Below are 21,357 nucleotides of genomic sequence, written 5' to 3'. Positions count from 1 at the left end.
AGATAAATGATTGGACCACAATCATTAAGCCATTTAGCTAGAGCATAAGACCATTTAGTGTATATAAATGGTCATCTACTTAGGCGAGGACGGTAAAGGGATGACTAGCGAAGGTTGATGCCCTCGCCTTATCATTATCAGCAGATGTGTAAAACTAATTATTGATGGAGACTATATATATCCTCGCTCTACCATGATACAAACTCGCTCTATGACAGCATCTTCCCCTTCAGGCTCCCATGTTGTCTTGAGAGATGCACCAAAAGTATTTGCCAAGGTATTCCAAAAACCTGCGGAGAAACGACCGAGAAAGGCATCAATAAGACCGTAACTACTAGTTCCGGTCTCACGCTCTATCAATTTTATCAATAGCTTTCCTTGGTTTAGCGTCAGTTTTCTAAGCTGCGGGGTAAACTGCTTCAATAGATCCTTTTCAAGCTGACGCACGTGCCGTGTCTTATCACGCTCCGTTGGCAGAGTTTCCATATATTCATAGGTCTCCATCAAGGTCGCCGATACGATTTTGGCAAAAGGAAGAGCCTTCTTTACGTCTCTCACCAAGCGACGATACGCCAACTGTTGTTCCCTAGTATCTAGTCTCAGTGGCTTAAATATATGCACTACAGGAAGAGAGAGATTGGGCATAGTATCACCATCGAATACTGTAGCTGGCACAATATAACCCTTAACCACAGGCGCAGGGATACTACTCTTCTCTACCACTTGGGCTACAACAGACGGGCTCACTGCTATAAAAAACAGCAAGAGTAAGAAAAACTTCTGTATATAACTTCTATTACCCAATATAATACGACTCATTTAGGAATCCGAGACAAAGATAATCCATTTTATGCCTATAGACTCAACTTTCATACTCTCTTAGCTTTATTTACCACACATTAAGCAATATAAAAAACTCCCCCACCCACTTGTCTCATGGGTGAGGGAGAAAAACAATAACCTAAATCAACTATGTTACTTATCCAATACCTTTAGCAATTCATCCATCGAGGTCTTGGGCTTGACCTCTGGGGTATCAAGTGGCTTTCCAAATGGCATGTGTGCGATAAACTCCCACGCCTCAGGTGCCCCTACTTGTGCCTTAATGGCGGCATCATCAATACCGATATAGTGCTGAAGACTTGCCCCAAAGCCAAGCTCCGTCAAACCCAACCATACTGCCCATTGGTGCGACCCCTGAACCTGTTGAGCCCACTTTGCAAAGTTCGCTGCGTAGAGCGGCATCTTTGCACTCAATCCCTCAGTGATTGTAGACTCCTCAAAAAATAATACAGTACCTACACCGCTCATAAAGGAGTCATGAATCTTAGCCTTAGTGCCAGTATTGTATAGCTCCTCACCTATCTGCTCAATCAGGATTCGCTCCACTAATTCCCAGTGCTTGCGGTGGGCATCACCCGTTAGTAATACCATACGTACAGACTGGCTATTAAAGTGTGTCGGTACACCTCGCAGCACTGCCTTCAGCAAGTCCTCAACCTCCTCCTGAGGAGACACCCACTCCGCTCCTAAAGCGTAATGGCTTCTCCGTTTTAGTGCTACATCTAGCACCTTCTCTATATTCTTATTCATCATCTAATCTTATTCCGTAATATATATGTCTCTGCTCATGAAACAGATATTTACTACTTATTGTTCTACAAAACCGAGGTGGCTGCAGAAAGAATTCTTCCCGCAGCCACCTCGATATACAATTTATATGACTTACTTCAATGGCTTGAGTTGCTTAAAGAAGTCGTTACCTTTATTATCCACGAGGATAAAGGCAGGGAAGTCCTCTACCTCTATCTTCCAGATAGCCTCCATACCCAATTCTGGGTACTCTAGCACCTCCACGTGTTTAATACTCTCCTGTGCTAAGATGGCTGCAGGACCACCGATACTACCTAGGTAGAAGCCTCCATACTTATGGCAAGCATCGGTGACTTGCTGGCTACGATTACCCTTAGCAATCATCACCATACTGCCACCATTCTCTTGGAACAAGTCTACATAGCTATCCATACGACCAGCCGTAGTCGGCCCAAACGAACCAGAAGGCATTCCCTCTGGAGTCTTAGCTGGTCCAGCATAGTAAATTGGATGATCCTTGATATACTGTGGCAAGCCCTCGCCCCTATCTACCCTCTCTTTGAGTTTCGCATGTGCAATATCACGACCTACGATAATGGTACCACTCAAGGATAGACGAGTAGAGACTGGGTACTGATCCAGCTGAGCAAGAATATCCTTCATCGGACTGTTCAAATCCACCTTTACAACCTCACCCTCAAGACCATTGCGGTACTCCTCTGGGATAAGACTAGCAGGGTTCGTCTCTAGTTTCTCAATCCAAATACCCTCCTTATTGATCTTCGCTTTAATATTTCTATCGGCAGAGCAGCTCACCCCCATACCAATTGGCACCGATGCGCCATGGCGTGGCAGACGGATAACACGAACGTCATGAGCAAAGTACTTGCCACCGAACTGTGCGCCCAAGCCCATCTTATGAGCCTCTTCTAGTAGCTTAGCCTCAAGCTCCACATCACGGAAAGCCCTACCATACTCATTACCTGTAGTAGGCAATTCGTCATAATACTTAGCACTAGCCAGCTTCACTGTCTTAAGGTTCGTCTCTGCCGAAGTACCCCCAATCACAAAAGCAAGGTGATAAGGCGGACATGCTGCCGTACCCAAGGACTTCATCTTCTCTACTAGGAAAGGTACCAATGTCTCAGGGTTGAGTACCGCCTTTGTCTCCTGATACAAATAAGTCTTATTGGCCGATCCGCCACCCTTAGCTATGCAGAGGAATTTATACTCGTCTCCCTCAATTGCCATCAGGTCTATCTGTGCTGGCAGATTTGTCTTAGTGTTCACCTCCTCATACATACTCAGCGGTGCATTCTGCGAGTAGCGCAGATTATCCTCTTGGTATGTGTCATAAATACCATGCGAGATAGCCTCCTCATCCGTGAAGTTTGTCCACACCCTTTGTCCCTTTTTCCCTAAGACAATGGCCGTTCCTGTATCTTGGCAAAAGGGCAACAACCCCTTAGCACTCACCTCAGCATTGCGGAGGAAAGTCAGTGCCACAAACTTATCATTTTCTGAAGACTCAGGATCGTTCAATACCTTCAGCACCATTCTCTGGTGGTCTGGACGGAGATAGAAGCTCACATCGTGAAACGCCTGCTTCATCATCTGACGAATACCCTCATACTCCACCTTGAGTATAGTCTCCCCCTCAAATTCCGAAGTACTCACATATTTATCTGTCAATAAGTAGTACTCTGTCTTCTCCTTCCCTAGTGGGAACATCTCTTGATAATGAAATTCCTTACCTGCCATATATACCTAATTATAGTGATTAATTTTCCCTCATCAAATTTACTACATTTCTAACACCTAGACAAGATTTCCCTAATCCGAACGGAGGGAATACCGTCTAGGCACCCTTTATCACAATCTTGCTTCCTCCCCTACCATTGCTCTGCACCTGAATCTGAGTAGAGATACGTTCGTTCATCTCCTGCACATGCGAGATAACACCTACCAACCTACCCTGCTGGCTTTGAAGGCTCTCCAAGGCATCGAGCGCTACAGCCAAGGTATCGCCATCCAGACTACCAAATCCCTCATCTATAAAAAGGGATCCGATACGCATGTGACGACTAGAGAGAGATGATAACCCAAGTGCCAGAGCAAGAGAAACCAAGAAAGTCTCGCCTCCTGACAGAGAGAAGACCGTACGCTCCTCATCCATCATATAGGTATCCACTACCACGAGGTTGAGCGAATCGGGATCCACCTGTTTCAGTCTATAACGGGGTGCAATCGTCTGTAAATGGTTATTGGCATACCCCAATAGATTAGAGATAGTATAGCGCTGAGCTATCTTCGCGAACTTATCACCCGAAGCGGATCCAAGCAAGTCATTGAGCTGCGCCCATAGCTTTACTTTTGGCGTCTGCTCCTCCCTCTGAGCTATCAATTGTACCAACCTCTCTCGTGTATCGCTATCCTTAGCCAATTCTAGAGCCATCTCTTTTTCCTCTGTTGCTAAAGTCTTGAGTTGCTGTTCCACCTGTTGTATCTGTGCTTTCACGGTCTCGGGAAGTAGCGAGTCTTCTGGTTTATCCGAATGCTGTAGATGCTCTTGGAGTAGTCTTTCACGCTCTAGGAGTACGAGTGTTGCTTTCTGCAATTGCTCATCAAGGTGCTTCAACTTCTGTCTTCCCGAGCTTATCCACTTACTATCATGCGCCAAAAGGGTGTCCAGTTCCGCAGTGCTCAGACTGTCCTCTCTATCTGATAAGAAAGTGCTCACGGCATCATTCAATGCAACAAGAGTAGTCTCCAATAGCTTCTTCTGCTTGGAGAGCTCGTCGAGCTTAACTAACGCTGTTTTCTCAGCCAATACCTTTTCTAACCGCTCTCCAGATAGCTTATCATACTCCTTTTGAGCAGACTTCAAGGCTTTAGCCTGCTCCTGAACCACACTATCCACCGCCTTTCCATCGAAGTAGGCTTTGCGCTGTGCCTCAATACTTTTGTAAGACTCCTTTACTTCAGACAGCTCCTTCCTTGCTTCCTCCTCCAGTTGTACCGACTTCCGAAGCCCCCCTATTTCCTCTCGCAATCCTTCCGCCTTCTCTCGTAGCTTCAAGAGACGAGCCGAAACCTCCTGTCGTTCCTCCTCCTCAGCAATCGGAGCTTGCTCACTCGCAGATGGGTGGTACAGCGCACCGCACACTGGACAAGGCGTACCATTGACCAGCTTTGACCTTAGGTGCGATACTTCGACCGAGAGAGAGCGCTGGAGCACCTCCATCTGCTCACTAACCTTAGTAATCTCTGCCTGAGTCTCTTGTAACGCAAGCACTTGGCGACTTAATTGCTCCGTACTCTTCGCTTTCAGCACGCGATTCAGCCTCTGGCTATCCTCCTTCTTTTGTTGCAAAGCCACATCAAGACGCCTTGCCTCACTCAGCATAGGTTCGCTCTCTGCAATTACTTCCTCTGCCGATACCATCCGTATTTTTGCCTCATCAATCTTGGTGTCCATAGCCACAAGGTCAGCTTGGAGGTCATGCAGTTCCTGCTCCAGTTGCTGTTGTTCATACTTATTATCTTTGAGTTGCTGTTCCTTATCCTTCTTCTCCTTATAAGTCGGAGCGATAGGTAATACAGCTTCTACCGCATTCAGTTCGGCTCGAAGAGGATCGGCCGAATCGTGTGCTTTACGAGCTGAGGACAATGCTATTTTTCCCTCCTCTACAGCACGTGTCCTTCGAGAATGCTCCTCCAACCATGCCAGACTACTCTTGCAAAACTCCTTCTGTTTACTCAGTTCCGTTTGCGTTTGTGCAATCTCCTTGAGTCTGCTTTGCTTCTCATGCAATACCTCCTCCGGTAATGGCATCAGCTGATTTATTTGACTATCTAACTGCTCAATCGCAGCCTGAGCCTCTCTATTTCTTTCATAGAGACGCATAGATATACGACGGTAAATATCTGTACCCGTTACTTTCTCTAAGAGCTGAGTCTTCTCGCGCTCCTCTGCTCTAAGGAAAGCTGCGAAGTCGCCCTGAGCTAAGAGGATGGTTCGTCGAAACTGATCGAAAGATAGTCCCACCAAGTGCTCTAGTTGCTCCCTAAGCTCCCGATTATTACCTTGTAATTGATGGCCGCCCTTTAGCTCCGTTACAGCTATTTGCTCACCCTGTATACGTCCCGCGGGTTTACGTCCTGCACGCCATACCGACCAACGACTACGATACTCTAGTCCATCTACCGCCTCAAAGTCCACTTCGGCATACCCTTCACCCATACCACGTCTCAATATTCGGCGGGCATCCTTAGGCGTTAGCTCCTCATCCCCTTCTCGCTTTCCGCTAGCGGCCACTAGTCTAGGTACCTCGCCATAGAGCGCTAGCGTAATAGCATCGAGCAAGGTACTCTTTCCTGCTCCTGTGCTCCCAGTGATAGCAAATAGCCCTGCCGACTTCAATGGCTCCTGACCGAAGTCTATCTCAAATTCTCCCTCGAGAGAGGCGAGGTTCATCCCTCTTACTGCCAATAGCTTCATAAGTCCTCGTCTTCCTGTATTTCACTAATTACCATGGATAGTAATGCCCGCATCTCATCGGGCATCTCAGCCCCGCCATATCTTTGGCTGAAAGCCTGCTCAGCCACTTCTAGCTCGGATGCACGCTCCAACACCTCTAGCGAGTGCAACTCCTGCCTCCCTATGCTAGAGGGGTATAGAGGCTGAGCCAATACCAACCTTGCCCGTTTCCCCTTAAGCGCTGCCTCCAGCTCTGCACGCAAAGCGGGCTCTGGCTCAGATAGCTCCACCAGCACCCTAAGCAAAGGTGCTTCTTTGGCTAGTTCTTCACCCTCGGGAAGGTCGGGTAGAGCGCTAATCTCCTCTAGCACCTTCTGCTTGCTATTAGGACCAATGGTCTTCAACTCTAATGGTGAAGGGTAAGAAATAGTACGCACTTCTGTGCGCTCGTGGTCCAACTCTGCTAGGAGTACCCCTTGGCTGTAGTGCTCCTCAGTGAAGGACATAGGGAGAGGTGCTCCAGAATATCGTATCTGCTCTATTCCCCCTACCCTCTGAGCCCTATGGAGATGCCCCAAAGCAGTGTAGGCTATGCGCTCCGAGAAAGCCTCCACAGGGACATACTCTAGACCGCCTACAATAGCCCTTTCGGAATGGTCATCGGGAAGTACCTCTCCGCCTACTACATGCAGATGCCCCATAGCGATGATAGGGGTACAATCGTTAGGCACTTGCGCCACTAACTCTTGATAAAACATCCGCACCCCATCGGCATAACCCCTATCTGATGAATAATCCCCCTGTCTAAGGTAGGGAACAGCCAAACAAGTCCCGCCTCCTCTTAGGGGAATCATAAGAGAATTGTAGTCTATAGTCCCTTCTTCTGTCTTGCGCACTACCCCTCTCACCTGAATATCCAATTGTTCGAGAAGCTCCCTGGGGGCTTCTAGCCTAGAAGCGGAATCGTGATTACCCGCGATAATCACGACCTGAGGCCGATGTGCCAAGGTAGACAGTTGAGCTAAAAAACGGTAGTAGAGTGCACTAGCTCGCGCTGCCGGATTCGGACTATCGAAGATATCCCCAGCTACTAATAGCAAATCGGGCTCTTCTTGTACCAATTGTGCCAAAAGCCAGTCCAAAAATAATGCCTGTTCCCAATGCCTATCCACACCAAGGAGCGACTGACCCAAGTGCCAATCTCCCGTATGTATTATCTTCATAACGTCTCTATGCTAAAGAGTAACTCCCCCTCTCAATGCTCAAAGATAACGATTATCAATGGAAATAAACAATCAGAAAACTAAGACAAAACAAAGCTCTGCAGCACCTCAAGAATACACCCAATCCAAACGTCTATCGTATATTCCCAAATAGCTCATAGGCAAGTACTTGCAACGAATCGCGCTTGCGGTAAAATTTATTCCTAGGAATAAATTTATTTTTCTGTACAAATAAAAATATTTATCTCTAGGAAAAGTTTTATTTATTCCTAGGAATAAATTTGGTTACTATGGCTATTCACAGTGAGCGCTCGTCAGAGGCGCAAACAAGGGTATATAGTCAATGAGTATAGGCAATTAACCCCGGAGGTTCGTAACCCACCATCTGAAGGGGACTTATGCTGTTATGTGGCAGTGGAAATAGCCTCCTTCAGGGGGTTGGGGGCTTATACAAATTTAGGCTTATGGCTGTAGTAACCTGCAGTGTATTTTAGTATCTTTGTCGTGTCGTTTAATAATGAAGTAAATTACGAATCAATTATGGTAAGAGTAAGGTTTGCGCCCAGCCCTACGGGTGCTTTGCATATTGGCGGTGTAAGGACTGCCCTCTTTAATTATCTCTTTGCACGCCACCATGGAGGCACTATGATACTGCGTATCGAGGACACAGATAGTAAGCGATTTGTCCCTGGTGCTGAGACATATATCGTGGAGTCGCTTCGGTGGCTCGGTATCGGGATAGATGAGGGGATAGGGACGGACAACCAGCCTATGGGACCTTACCGCCAAAGTGAGCGTAGAGGAATATATAAGGGCTACATACAGGAGCTCTTGCAAGCTGGGAAGGCGTATTATGCTTTCGACACAGTGGAAGAGCTAGAGGCAGCACGTAACGCAGCAGATAACTTCAGCTACGATGCGCGCACTCGTGGCAAGATGAGAAATAGTCTATCGCTACCAAAGGAAGAAGTTGAGCGCCTACTAGGGAGTGGGGCTGAGTATGTAGTGCGCTTCTTGGTAGAGCCAGATAGGGATGTGGAGGTGCAGGATCTGATAAGAGGTCGTGTGGTGATTAATTCTAACATCCTCGATGATAAGGTACTCTACAAGAGCAGTGATGAGCTTCCTACTTACCACCTTGCCAATATCGTGGATGACCACCTGATGGAGGTAACTCATGTGATTAGAGGTGAGGAGTGGTTGCCAAGTGCTCCGCTGCATGTATTGCTGTATGAGGCATTTGGCTGGAAGGCACCTGAGTTTGCCCACCTCTCATTAATTCTAAAGCCTACAGGCAATGGTAAGCTCAGCAAACGCGATGGAGACAAACTGGGATTCCCTGTTTTCCCACTAGAGTGGATAGACCCTACTGATGGCGCAGTATCTATGGGCTATCGTGAGCAAGGCTATTTGCCCAATGCGGTGGTCAATTTCCTAGCTCTACTTGGGTGGAACTCTGGTACAGAACAGGAGATTTTCTCGATGGAGGAGCTGGCAAAGCTATTCACGCTTGATAGATGTAGCAAGAGCGGGGCTAGGTTTGACTTCGAGAAGGCAAAGTGGTTCAACCACCAGTACATTCAGCAACTCTCTTTGGAGGAACTCTCTAAAATAGTTCGCCCAATGCTGGAGGCTGACGAGCTATCTCCATCTGAAGAAAAACTACAAGAAGCCATTGGGACAGCGAAAGAGAAAGTGCAGCTACTACCCGACTTCGTTCGCGAGATTCGCTACTTCTTTGTAGCTCCTGAGACGTTCGAGGAGAAGGGAATGAAGAAGCACTGGAAGGAGGAGACACCTGTATACATCCGCGAGATGATAGCTCTACTAGAGTCTCTAGATAATGAGGCTTCGGCAGAGGAGATAGAGCGGGCTCTATATGCACGCATCAATGGCGATGAGTCGCTACCAATGGGCAAGGTGATGAACGGCATGCGTATGGCGCTAGTGGGCGAAGGTCGTGGCGCGAAGATTCATGAGATTATCCATGTGTTGGGCATTCCTGAGGCGATAAGGCGTATGAAATATGCTCTAGAAGTGAATAAGTAGAGCCTTTGCACGAAAGCAAACTACGGCGTCGCTTTCGTGTAACATTCTCAAGTAAGACGACAATACTAGCGAAGGACTAGGAGAGAAGTGCATGTATGAGGACTGAGACTTGCAGACCTCGTACATGCACTTCTCTTTGTTGCCTTAATGGCTGAAGCCTACGAGAAAGTTTCTCTTTGGGTGGCCTTGCTATGCCACATCCTATGGCGAAAGGCGTATTGATAGAACTTCCGATAGAGGAGGTATACGAGGGGATAATAGAGAAGCAGGACGAGTGGATGCAATTGGGCATGAAGATTGATGCCGTAGTACTCTGGAGTAAAGAGATAAGTTAGTGTTTCCGTAGCGAAGGCAAGGTAGCGGAGGACAACAAGAAGGAATGTGGGAAGGCTCCCAAATACTTGTACTATTAGGAAGCTAAGGAGTGCAACAGGGATAAGAAGGCTTGTGAGAATCGTTATAGGGATATTGCTCCATAAGAAGCTTAGGGAAGCGGCACCAAAACTGGTAAGGAGTATTGGTAAGACTCCGACTTGGGCAGATAGACTAATAGCGATTAGGGTAGAAAGCCACTGGAGTCTACGGTTATGTGGTCTAAGATATAGCTTTATGAGAAAGGCAAAGGTATAGATGCCCCAAACGGCGCTAACACTGAGGAGTAGACCGATGCTATAGTACGCAAAGGGGTTGTGGAATAGGAGGAGTAGCAGGATAAGTGAGAGCATTTGGATGGGGTCGACAGGGCGATCTATCAACTTGGCTCCTAAGATGATGCTACTCATAAGAAGCGCACGTACGGTGGCAACTGAGGCACCAGTAAGGAGGGTATACAGGACGAGGAAAAGGAGGATGAGCCCATAACGGTAGTGGCGATAACGATGGCGCCAAAGGAGTTTGCCCATAAGGAGACTTAGGAGCCCATAGACAATACCGAGGTGGTAGCCACTAACGGCTAGGATATGAGCTACACCCGAGGCGGCAAACTGCTTCTTTAGGTCTTTGGAAAGATAGGATCTATCACCTAGGGCAAGGGCATAGATTAAGCCTCGATCTTGCCATGGGATATGGCAATGGGCTTGTAGCTCAAAGCTATCGATAAGGTATTGCCGGAACCGCTGTAGACGACTGATAAGCGGTGGATGGGACATTGTCTGGAGGGTGTGAAGGGTATGGAGATGTCCTTCGGCTTGGACGCCTTCGCTCTTGAGGTAGTTACGGTAACCTCGACTCGTAATCGTATGGAGGGATGAGAGGTCTAGGGTTGCCCGCCCTTCTTTGCCATAGCAGTCTGGTATCTCTTTGGGGGAATGGAGCTGAATCGTGAGCCATTGTCCCTGTGGTAGCTGTATCTGAGCTTTGTACTGTATTTGGCTCTCGGCACTAGCTCCTATGGGGTAGAGGATACGTATGGGTGTCTGATAAAGGGTGCTTCCTAAGGGAAGGCCATCAATGGGTCGGGCACGTAGTGAGAGGTAAGCGCCAAAGAGAATACCCACGATAGAAAGCCACATGAGTAGCTCTATCGTGGGTATTCTCTTGGATAATATCAGTGCTATGATGGATAATGCCCCTAGCACAATGCTGCCCCATAGGAAGTAACCACTTTCATAGAGGACAATACCGAGGAGGCATCCGATGAGGAGCCTAAGCGCAGGGCGATGCCGATAGCCTATGAGTGGGAATAAGGGGGACTGGGGTGTCAAGGCATGCGTGCTGTAGGCTAGGCTTGAAGGAGTTGGCGTATGGTCTCGGCAGGATTGTCCGACCCAAAGACGTAGCTACCAGCCACGAGAGCTTCGGCTCCTGCTTGGAACAGCTGTGGAGCGGTGATATCATTGACGCCACCATCAACTTCGATAACGACATTAAGGTCTCGCTCATCTATCATACGACGGAGCCTAGCTACCTTGTCGAGCGTCTGGGGAATAAATTTCTGTCCTCCGAAACCTGGATTTACGGACATAAGCAGTACGACATCTAGATATGGGAGGAGATCATAGAGCTGTTCTACTGGTGTATGAGGGTTGAGTACGACTCCTGCCTGCATCCCTGCGTCATGAATTTGCTGCATAGCCCTGTGAAGATGTCGGGAAGCTTCGTAGTGCAAGGTGAGGAGGTCGGCTCCAGCATCTGCAAAAGCGGTGATATACTTCTCTGGTTCCTCTATCATGAGGTGGACATCAAGCATCTTGGTGGTCGCCTTGCGTATAGCATGAACCACGGGTATGCCAAATGAGATGTTGGGAACAAAGCGACCGTCCATGATATCGAGGTGAATCCACTCTGCCTCACTGGCATTGAGCATCTCGATATCTCGCCCAAGATTAAGGAAGTCAGCGGATAGTACCGATGGGGCAATTATTCTTTTTCTCTCCATAGTATTTAGTTATTGATAACATGTATTCGCAATAAGTCATTCTCTTCTTTGAGTCTGCGGATCAGGTAGTTTAACTCCGACAGATTGGGCACACGTACCCTGATCTTACCGATAGCGCGATCGATAGAGCTGGAAAACTCTATCTGAATGAGTGGAATATGCAGCTCTCTAATAGAATTGAGGATATTAAGCACAAAGCCGTCTTGATTGACGCCCTCCACCTCCAGTGTGACACCGAAGTTGGAATGCACATGAGAACCCCATGATACCGCAAGTATCTTATCGCCATGGCTTGCTTTGAACCTTATAGCATTGGGACAGCTCTTCTTGTGAACCTCTACTTGGTTCTTATCGTTTAGGAGCCCATCTACCTCATCTCCGTAGATAGGCTTACAGCATAGTGCACGGATATAATTGCGACGCCCATCTCGAGCCGTAAGAGTATACATCTTCTTGCGGTCTTCTAGAGGTACGCTCGGCACCTGAGTCTCATCGGAGTCGAGCCATAGTTGCCTATCCTCGCCACCGTATCCACCTTTTTGGTGCAACTCTAATAACTTGTGAATCAACTCTTCATCAAGATTAACTTCACCCCTTAGCACAGCGAGATAAAAATCGTCTACACTGGGGAAGTTAAGAATAGAGCCCATGTGTGGCATGACTTCCGAGATATCGTACTCGTGCTCTCGCAAGAAAGCCTCCAGCATATTCTTGCCACGCTCTACGTCTTTACGTCGATTATTGATGAGATAGCTACGAATAGCTCGTTTAGCTTGTGGACTAGTGACGTAACTGAGCCACTCTACCCGAGGCTGGACTTTAGAGGCAGTGAGCACCTCTACCTGATCGCCATTGTGAAGAGGGTAATCAATGTTCACCATACCGTGATTGACCTTGGCACCAAGACAATGGTTGCCAAATTTCTCACCCAATCTATAGGCGAAGTCTAGTACTGTGAAGTCTTGCGGCACACGCATCTGCTCCCCTCCTTTAGTAAAGATGAGCATATCCTGTGTAGCGAACTTATACATCATGGTCTCGTAATCGTCCGAAGCACTAGGCCCAGGATTACTCAGTAGTGCACGAACATTATTGAGGATAGTCTGCTCTATCTCATCGACCTCCCCGGGAGTCTGCTTGTATCTCCAGTGTGCGGCGAGTCCGCGCTCTGCCATCTGATGCATTCGATAAGAGCGAATCTGTACCTCTACCCACTCACCCAATGGTCCCATTACAGTGATGTGCAGAGCCTGATAACCGTTTTCCTTTGGTTTTGTAAGCCAATCTCGGGTACGGTCATCCTTAATACGGAAGTGCTTGCTTATAGCTCGGTAGATACGGAAACAGTCGTCGTACTCAGTTTCAGGAGAGTTTGGAAAGAAGACGATACGTATAGCATAGAGGTCATAAATCTCACTGAAAGAGAGCTGTTTGCTAGTCATCTTCATCCAGATAGAATAGATGCCCTTCATCCTATGCTGTATCTCGTACTGCAGCCCAGTACGATCCAAGTCGTCCTTCACCTCGGCATAAAACTCCTGGAATAGCCTCGATCTCTTTGGTCCACTCTTCTCTATCTCCTTCTGAATCTCCTGATACTGTTGTGGATGGTCATATTTGAGCGATAGATCATTGAGCTCGCTCATGATATCATACATACCTAGTCGCTCTGCCAGAGGTGCGTAGAAGAGGCGTGTCTCAGAAGCAATCTTCACTTGCTTAGTCTCCGGCATACTTCCCAGTGTACGCATATTATGCAGACGGTCGGCAATCTTGACAATAACGATACGAATATCATCATTGGCTGTCAGTAATAGGTGACGAATATTCTCCAGCTGCGCCGAAGCATTCTCCTTACCCATCATCACTTCTGCCAATATCTCTCCCGATAGTTTGGTTAGTCCGTCTACAATTCGCGCTATCGTACTACCAAACATATCTCGGATATCCTCTACCGAGTAGTCTGTATCCTCCACCACATCATGGAGCAAGGCAGATGCTATTGAGGTAGACCCAAGCCCTATCTCGTTACAACAAATACTAGCGACAGCTATAGGGTGCAAAATATATGGCTCCCCACTCTTTCGCTTTGCTCCCTCATGTGCTGCACGTGCAAGGTTAAATGCCTTAACGATTACATCAGTGCGCTTTCGATGATTGGAATTAAGATAGTCGGCCAAGAGTTGATCAAAAGCCGACTGAACTACCAATCCATAATCTTGCTCAGTTTGTATACCCATACTTTGACTTGCTCCCCTACTTGTCTACCAAACAAAAGTACATAAAAATGAGGACATGCACCAATACTATAGCTTAGTACATAGTGAAAAAGAGTGCTACGATGATACCATCGTAGCACTCTTATATCGTAGCCCGTAGGGGAATCGAACCCCTCTTTCCAGAATGAAAATCTGATGTCCTAGCCGATAGACGAACGGGCCAAACCTATAACGACGCTATCTGTAGTGTGCTATTTCAGATTAGCCCCCAAACGCTTCTCCACGGCTTAGACAGCCAGGGCATTAACATGCTGTGCAAGAGAACTCTTGAGGTTGGCTGCCTTATTCCTATGAATCCTACCCTTAGATGCCATACGATCTAGGAGAGAATTAAGCTCTGGCAACTTGCTCTGAGCCTCAGCAGCATCTGTAAGTGCGCGGAAGTCACGAACAGCATTACGCATCGTCTTACCATAATAACGGTTGCGAACACGCCTAGTGCTACTCTGTCTTACTCTTTTTAGCGCAGACTTATGATTTGCCATACTTCTTGTATAAAACTTCTGTTATTCCTAATAAAAACCTGTAGCCCATAGGAGAATCGAACTCCTCTTTCCAGAATGAGAATCTGGCGTCCTAGCCGATAGACGAATGGGCCAACTTCAAAGCAATCCGTGCTTGAGTCTCTCAAAACTCGCTCATCACCTTTGCGAGTGCAAAGATACAAAACTTTTCCGAATCTCCAAAACTTCTCAAAAGAAATTTCAATCTAAACTCAAGCTCGCTTCCAGACGCTCCTGGAATCAACGACGAATGCCAAGCTCTTTGATGATGTGGCGATACCTTTCGATATCCTTCTCCATTAGATAATCGAGCAAGCGGCGACGCTTACCTACCAACATCTTAAGTGCACGAGACGTATTATAATCCTTTCGATTTGACTTCAAATGCTCAGTCAAATGCGAGATACGGTAGGAGAACAATGCTATCTGGCTCTCAGCGGAACCAGTATCAGTGTTAGACTTCCCGTGCTTCTCGAAGATCTCTTGCTTCTTCTCTGAATTCAAGTACATGACTTTATCCTGATATAATTAAACAAAACAACCATGACGCTCTCTCGAACGCTACCTACGCTTAGGTGATTGCTCGGCAAAGATACAAAAAATTGCCAAAGCGACAAACCAATTACCGACTAAGTTTTGAACAATTGCCCCTATACACTACTATTCTACCTACTACCGCCCAATTATGGTCACGTATAGCGATGAGCACAGACACGCCTCTTCCGAATCATTATCACCCACTTACACAATAACCTCACAGCAGTAGCAAAGCCAAATTGGGCTAGCGGTCAATTCCATAAGCCGAACTATAGACCAATTAAAGCGTGCATACTTTATTCCACTCGCCTGAGTAAGAGAATGCACTTGCCTGAGCAAAAAAAAGTCCCTCGCGGGAGGGACTAGAGTTTCTCCCCTGAGGGACTGGAGTCTCTCCCCTGAGGGACTAGAGTCTCTCCCCTGAGGGACTGGAGTTTCTCCCCTGAGGGACTGGAGTCTCTCCCCTGAGGGACTAGAGTCTCTCCCCTGAGGGACTGGAGTCTCTCCCCTGAGGGACTGGAGTCTCTCCCCTGAGGGACTGGAGTCTCTCCCCTGAGGGACTGGAGTCTCTCCAGCGAGAGACTTATATAAAACTAGGGAGGACAGTGGGAGCATATACGTTATCGTAATCTTGATGATTAATACAACGACCCCCTCCATTCAGTCCAAACCTTGAGCAGTTTAGAGAATATAATCGATGGCTATCGCTTGCGTCCGAAGAAAGTTCCAAAGATGGTGCGTGTAATCTCTCGTCCTATCTGCGTAGTCAGTTGGCGTTTGGTTGTCTTGAAAAGCGTACCCAGTGCTTCCTCCACAAAAGACTTAGGCTCATTTTTCTTAGCCCTTGCGGCTTCGGCTTCAGCCTTTTGCTGTGCTCTCAATTGCTTCTCACGCTCCTTCTGCGCTTCGAGCGCATCTGCTGCCTCTTGGGAAGCGAGCATCCGTGCTGTAAGTATCTCATGAGCGCTTTCAGGGTCTACCTCTTGGGCGTACTTACTGAAGAGGGACGACATCATCATAAGATTTTTACGCTCTATTTCGCTCAGAGGTCCTATGAAACTCTGAGGCGGAAGAATAGCTACCCGTTCGGTAATACCAGGGGCTCCCTTGGGTTCCAGCATACTCACTATAGCCTCTCCTGTACCAAGCCCCATGATGGTCTCCTGCATATCGAACTTAGGATTGGGGCGAAAACCATCGGCAGCCGCCTTGATAGCCTTCTGATCTTTAGGGGTATAAGCACGCAAAGCGTGTAGCACGCGATTGCCCAGCTGTCCGAGCACACTCTCGGGCACATCCGAAGGGGTCTGCGTGATAAAGTAAATACCAACTCCTTTGGAGCGGATTAGACGGACTATTTGCTCCACCTTCTCTAGCAGTACGGGGCTAATATCATTGAATAAGAGATGAGCTTCATCGAAAAAGAAAACCATCTTGGGCTTATCCAAATCCCCAACCTCGGGCAGATTCTCAAATAAATTGGAGAGTAACCATAGGAGCAGTGTCGAATATATCCTTGGCGAACGGCTTAGCTGGTCCGCAGCAAGGATATTAACGACCCCTTGCCCGTCTACTTGCCGAAAGAGGTCTGCAGGGTCAAGATCCGGCATACCGAAGAACTGATGCCCACCCTCACTTTCCAAGCGCATAAGTGCACGCTGAATTGCCCCTATAGATGCAGGAGAGATATTACCATAAGTGGTGATAAACTCCTTACGGTTGTCCCCCACAAAGCGCACCATGGTCTGGAGGTCATCTAGGTCTATCAAAAGGAGCCCTTGCTCATCTGCAATACGGAATATAATATTGAGTACGCCACCTTGGGTCTCATTAAGCCCTAATAGGCGCTCCAACAACAAAGGGCCTAAACTAGATACTGAGAGGCGTAGAGGATTACCCTTTATTCCGAAGACATCCCAAAACTCTACGGGACACCCTGCATACCTATAACCCCTCTCCTCTAGTCCGTACTGTGCTACACGATTCGTAACGCTCTCCTTATTGCCACCCGCCTTGGCAATCCCAGAGAGATCTCCCTTCATATCTGTGGCGAATACAGCTGTACCCATCTGGCTGAAGGTCTCAGCAAGAGATTGTAGTGTCACGGTTTTGCCCGTACCTGTAGCTCCAGCGATAAGCCCATGCCTATTCATCATCTTGGGGACAAACCCCACGAATCCCTCGCCACTATGCCCGATGAGTGGCAACTGCTCCTTATTCTCGATCATAATTACCTTTCTTTCTTAAATACAACTCTGTCCAAAGATAGCAATATTACCCAGACTTGAAGTGTTATCTGACTTTCTCAATGAGCACTTCTGGATTTTCGAAACGCACAGAGAGCCATCTCCTGATCACCTTTTCCTGCTCTTTACTAAGCGACTTGGTAATACGCAAGCGAATAAATGGCAAGGTATCGACTTGCATGGAATCGGTACTAAAACAATAGAGTTGGGCTACCTCAACTTTCGATACCTGATCAAAGAGTTGCTTCACCTCAGCACTTACATCTTGGCACTTTCGGTAAAAGGCTTGCTCCTTATTGAGCTGCAATTGAAGCGAGTCATTTCTCAGCTGTAGGAACTGGGCAACACTCTCCGAAGAACTCTTCTGTTGCTTCAAATCGCTCAGGATAGAGTGCCTTACTTCCTCACTCATGCTCTCATCATAACCTTGCCTTATCTTCAGCTGGGTATTACGCAGTCCGTAGTCCACCAAACGCTTCTGAAGCAGCAATAGATCACTCTCCTCCAAGCGCTTACCTATCATAGAAGCCGTAATAGTATTGATGCTATCCCCTCTATTGTATTCGTACTTAAGAAGGAAGCTATCCTCCATAACCATTTCGTTCTTAACAAAACTGGCAACCCTCTGCTCCTCTATGCTCTTGCTAATCATCTGGGATGCCAAGTACACACTGGGGATTGTAGTACAGAGGACAATCACAATCATCCAGCGATTTATACGCTTACCATGCTGGGGATCGACGTAGGTAAACTTTCGGAAGTTGAGGAGCTTGACCATCACATAAGTGGACAGGCAGATAAATACGGCATTGAGGATAAATAAGTAGAGCGCCCCAAAGAAGTAAGACATCTGCCCTGTCCCCAATCCATACCCTGCTGTACAGAGCGGTGGCATCAAGGCTGTAGCAATAGCTACTCCAGGGATGACTTGTCCTTTGGTACGGGTGGCACCCGCCACAATACCAGCGATACCACCAAGTAGTGCAATGAAAAGATCATAGACTGTAGGCTGAGTACGAGCCAATATCTCGGACTGAGCTGTAGATATTGGGGTAATCAAGAAGTAAAGCGTGGAGGTAAGAATAGCGACCCCAACGGCAAAAACGAAATTGCGAAGGCTCCTCTTCACTAGTTCGTAATCGACAATCCCAAGTCCTAGCCCTAATCCTATGATAGGTCCCATAAGGGGTGAGATAAGCATAGCTCCGATAATCACTGCAGTACTATTCATATTAAGACCTATAGAGGCTATAAATATAGCACATATCAGGATCCAGACCCTAGCGCCCCTAAACTCCACATCGGCACGAATCTGTTCTATCGTTTGCTCTTCATTTTCCTTCTCCCTATTGAGGTCGAAGTACTTTTTCAGCCAAGCCTTTAGAGTAACGTTGTTGGTCTCATTCATGATATCTATCTTTTATTATTGTGGCAAAGCAATTCTAGATAATATTCCTTGGATAGCAGCAATCGCTATCCCGTAATTAGTCATGGGTACACTCTGCGCTACCGCCATATCTTGACGATTGAGTAGGTGTTGGCGATTAAACATACAAGCCCCACAGTGGATAACGAGGTCATACTTCGTAAGATCTGCAGGGAAGTCGTTACCATTAACATGGTCAATAACTAGTCCTTCTCCGTACTTCTTCCGTAGCATCATTGGGAGCTTAACACGCCCAATATCTTCGGAAGTAGGTGCATGGCTACACGCCTCAGCAATCAAGATACGAGCATCAGGTGCTAAGTTGTTGAGTGCTTTTGCTCCTGCCAGTAGTTCGGGCAGAGACCCCTTATAGGCACTCATGAGTACCGAAAAGGAGGTCAGTGGCACCCCATCCGGTACCATCTCCTCTACTTGCTTAAACACTTGTGAATCGGTAATCACGAGATCAGGCAATACCGAGAGCTTATTGAGTGCAGGCAAAAACTCCGATGGCTGGAGACAGAGCACCTGACATTGCTTATCCAAAAGCTCTCTAATCGTTTGCACTTGAGGCAATATGAGTCGACCTTTAGGGGCAGCACTATCTTGTGGCATTACTAGGATTACAAGATTGCCAGCCTTCACCAGTGACCCAGTAATAGTATGCTCCTCTGCCTTTGACTCCGAAAGCACTTCGGCAAGCATAGAGATAACCTTAGCTCTTCTCTGAGGAGCATTATACTCCTCATTATCTCTACTAGATTGGATAGAGATGACTTTGGCACGAGGATACTCCTGCTCTAATCTGGTATCCACCTTAGCTCCATGGGGGACAAGGCAGAGAATCACATCGGCACGGCGAAGCGCACGCTCTGTTGCCTCCATTCGTCTCTGTCCCAATAAGGTTTCATCCCCTACTCCGGGAGTATCGACCAAGACAACAGCACCAATACCTGGCAGTTCCACAGCCTTGGAGACCGCATCGGTAGTAGTTCCAGCAATATCGGATACCACCGATGCCTCCTGACCGAGGAGGAGATTGAAGAGGCTCGACTTACCGCTATTTACCTCTCCGTATAGTACTATGTGGGGACGATCTCCTTGGGATATCTTCTGTTTCATACCGACAATAGCCAACTTATTCAAGTCCTAAAATATACTTTATCTTTCTCAGACAGCTCATTACGCTTACTCAGAAAGAACTGCTAGAAGCGGAAGTCGCGCTCGCCCTCTTTGATACGCTTAATCCTCTCGGCAGCTATGGAGCGGACTTTGAGGTGCGGGATATGCTCTAGCTCGTCCTGGATTGCCTCTTGGGCAAGAGCTCGAGTAGCTGGGGAAGCGTAGTCTTCTATATACTCTTGAAGGGTCATGAGGGCATTGGGGCCACAGCAATTTCCAATCTGTCCGCTCTTACAGAGCTGCATAAAGCGGTCTCCGGTACGTCCCTCTCTATAGCATGCAGTACAGAAACTAGGCACATGTCCCTGTTCTAGTAGCCAAGCAACCACTTCGTCGAGGGTACGATGGTCGTTGACCTCGAACTGCTGAGAGTTCTCTGCCTCGGAGGGAGAAGCATACCCGCCTACCGTAGTACGAGAACCGCCACTTACCTGAGAAACACCTACATGGAGTGCTGCAGAGCGTACAGATTCCTTCTCACGTGTAGAGACGATAATACCAGTATATGGGACTGCAATACGTGCTACCGCAATGATGTGTAAGAAGATATCATCGGGAATGGAGTTGGGGAAATCTTCTACATCAATATCATCGGCGGGACAGATACGAGGAACACTAATGGTATGGGGACCTACCCCATATTTAGCCTCGAGGTGCTCGGCATGCATCAATAATCCTATAAAGTCGTAGAGATAAGTATTGAGCCCGAAGAGTACGCCGCAGCCTACATCATCAATTCCTCCCTCCATTGCTCTATCCATTGCCTCTGTATGATAGGCATAATCGCTCTTAGGACCTGTAGGGTGTAAGGCTTCGTAGTTGGCTTTGTGGTAGGTCTCCTGAAAGAGAATATAGGTACCAATACCCGCCTCGTGAAGGAGGCGATAGTCCTCTACCGTAGTTGCAGCAATATTGACATTGACACGCCTGATGGCTCCGTTTTTATGCTTGATGGAGTAGATAGTCTTGATAGACTCTAGGAGATACTCCATGGTATTGTACTTAGGATGTTCGCCAGTCTCAAGAGCGAGTCGTTTGTGCCCCATATCTTGCAGTGCGATTACCTCGTTGCGAATCTCTTCCTGTGTAAGCTTACGTCGAGGGATACTCTTATTCTTCATGTGATAGGGGCAGTAGGTACAGCCATTGACACAATAGTTGGAGAGATAGAGGGGCGCAAATAGCACGATGCGCTTGCCGTAGAAGCGATGTTTGATTTCATTGGCTAGGTCGGCGGTAGCTTGCCTTATCTCTGGATCTGTAGCAAGAAGAAGCACAGCCGCTTCGCGATGCTCTAGCCCCTTGGCTTGGCGCCCTTTCTCTATAATTATACGCTGAAGGGCAATGTTGTCCTTATTAGCTTCGGCATAGGCAATGCTATCGAGGATCTCACCATGGTGGATAAACTCCTCTGCTTTGGATGAAAATTTATCGTATTGCATATATCATATTAATGTGAATA

At 47.4% G+C, this 21,357-nt stretch carries 14 protein-coding genes, 2 tRNA genes and 1 pseudogene; 1 reads left to right on the top strand and 16 read right to left on the bottom strand.

The genetic code is table 11. The features are described from left to right. Positions 1-171 precede the first annotated feature (171 nt). From IX315_RS01095 to IX315_RS01075, 5 genes and pseudogenes are all read right to left on the bottom strand, one after another. Entirely contained in the window at positions 172-819 is a 648-nt protein-coding gene (locus tag IX315_RS01095) for a DUF4294 domain-containing protein (RefSeq protein WP_018357736.1), read from the bottom strand. A gap of 156 nt (positions 820-975) precedes the next feature. Then, positions 976-1,596 (bottom strand): nitroreductase family protein, encoded by a 621-nt coding sequence (locus IX315_RS01090; RefSeq protein WP_240703970.1) that lies wholly within the window; start codon positions 1,594-1,596, stop codon positions 976-978. Positions 1,597-1,725: 129 nt separating this feature from the next. Next, positions 1,726-3,354, bottom strand: a complete 1,629-nt coding sequence (locus IX315_RS01085) for a fumarate hydratase (protein WP_134849513.1) — start codon at positions 3,352-3,354, stop codon at positions 1,726-1,728. 97 nt (positions 3,355-3,451) lie between these two features. Continuing rightward, positions 3,452-6,058: pseudogene (locus IX315_RS01080) on the bottom strand (AAA family ATPase); the annotation flags it as partial. A gap of 32 nt (positions 6,059-6,090) precedes the next feature. Continuing rightward, positions 6,091-7,296, bottom strand: a complete 1,206-nt coding sequence (locus IX315_RS01075) for a metallophosphoesterase family protein (protein ID WP_211636308.1) — start codon at positions 7,294-7,296, stop codon at positions 6,091-6,093. Positions 7,297-7,836: 540 nt separating this feature from the next. On the opposite strand from IX315_RS01075, the gene gltX reads away from it, so the two are divergent. Next, the gene (gltX, locus tag IX315_RS01070) at positions 7,837-9,345 is read left to right on the top strand and encodes a glutamate--tRNA ligase (protein WP_211831828.1); all 1,509 of its coding nucleotides are present in this window, start codon (positions 7,837-7,839) and stop codon (positions 9,343-9,345) included. A 158-nt stretch (positions 9,346-9,503) separates the two neighbouring features. Here gltX and IX315_RS01065 read toward each other — a convergent pair whose 3' ends face one another. The 11 genes from IX315_RS01065 to hydG form a co-directional block, all read right to left on the bottom strand. Beyond that, complete coding sequence (locus IX315_RS01065) at positions 9,504-11,048, bottom strand: ComEC/Rec2 family competence protein (protein WP_211837092.1); 1,545 nt, start codon at positions 11,046-11,048, stop codon at positions 9,504-9,506. A gap of 17 nt (positions 11,049-11,065) precedes the next feature. Next, positions 11,066-11,722 carry a ribulose-phosphate 3-epimerase gene (gene rpe / locus IX315_RS01060; protein WP_018357729.1) on the bottom strand — a complete coding sequence of 219 codons (657 nt, stop codon included), beginning with the start codon at positions 11,720-11,722 and terminating at the stop codon, positions 11,066-11,068. A 5-nt stretch (positions 11,723-11,727) separates the two neighbouring features. Continuing rightward, complete coding sequence (locus tag IX315_RS01055; RefSeq protein WP_134849508.1) at positions 11,728-13,962, bottom strand: RelA/SpoT family protein; 2,235 nt, start codon at positions 13,960-13,962, stop codon at positions 11,728-11,730. A 129-nt stretch (positions 13,963-14,091) separates the two neighbouring features. Then, positions 14,092-14,163 (bottom strand) — tRNA-Glu (locus tag IX315_RS01050). Between the two features lie 65 nt (positions 14,164-14,228). Continuing rightward, a complete protein-coding gene (gene rpsT, locus IX315_RS01045) occupies positions 14,229-14,486 on the bottom strand; it encodes a 30S ribosomal protein S20 (RefSeq protein ID WP_018357727.1) in 258 nt (85 codons plus the stop codon). A 41-nt stretch (positions 14,487-14,527) separates the two neighbouring features. Further along, positions 14,528-14,599 (bottom strand) — tRNA-Glu (locus IX315_RS01040). Positions 14,600-14,744: 145 nt separating this feature from the next. Then, positions 14,745-15,014 (bottom strand): 30S ribosomal protein S15, encoded by a 270-nt coding sequence (gene rpsO / locus IX315_RS01035; RefSeq protein ID WP_018357726.1) that lies wholly within the window; start codon positions 15,012-15,014, stop codon positions 14,745-14,747. Positions 15,015-15,742: 728 nt separating this feature from the next. Then, positions 15,743-17,269 carry a helicase HerA-like domain-containing protein gene (locus IX315_RS01030; protein ID WP_134849507.1) on the bottom strand — a complete coding sequence of 509 codons (1,527 nt, stop codon included), beginning with the start codon at positions 17,267-17,269 and terminating at the stop codon, positions 15,743-15,745. Between the two features lie 64 nt (positions 17,270-17,333). Beyond that, positions 17,334-18,695 (bottom strand): TIGR00341 family protein, encoded by a 1,362-nt coding sequence (locus IX315_RS01025; RefSeq protein WP_018357724.1) that lies wholly within the window; start codon positions 18,693-18,695, stop codon positions 17,334-17,336. Between the two features lie 15 nt (positions 18,696-18,710). After that, the gene (gene hydF / locus IX315_RS01020; RefSeq protein WP_211636279.1) at positions 18,711-19,835 is read right to left on the bottom strand and encodes a [FeFe] hydrogenase H-cluster maturation GTPase HydF; all 1,125 of its coding nucleotides are present in this window, start codon (positions 19,833-19,835) and stop codon (positions 18,711-18,713) included. 83 nt (positions 19,836-19,918) lie between these two features. Beyond that, entirely contained in the window at positions 19,919-21,337 is a 1,419-nt protein-coding gene (gene hydG, locus IX315_RS01015; RefSeq protein ID WP_211837091.1) for a [FeFe] hydrogenase H-cluster radical SAM maturase HydG, read from the bottom strand. Between the last annotated feature and the right edge of the window lie 20 nt (positions 21,338-21,357).

Origin of the sequence: Porphyromonas levii, assembly GCF_018206105.1 — a bacterium.
Taxonomy (GTDB): Bacteria; Bacteroidota; Bacteroidia; order Bacteroidales; family Porphyromonadaceae; genus Porphyromonas_A; species Porphyromonas_A levii.
The sequence above is the reverse complement of the archived record's forward strand: the minus strand, read 5'-3'. Positions and strand labels throughout refer to the sequence as shown.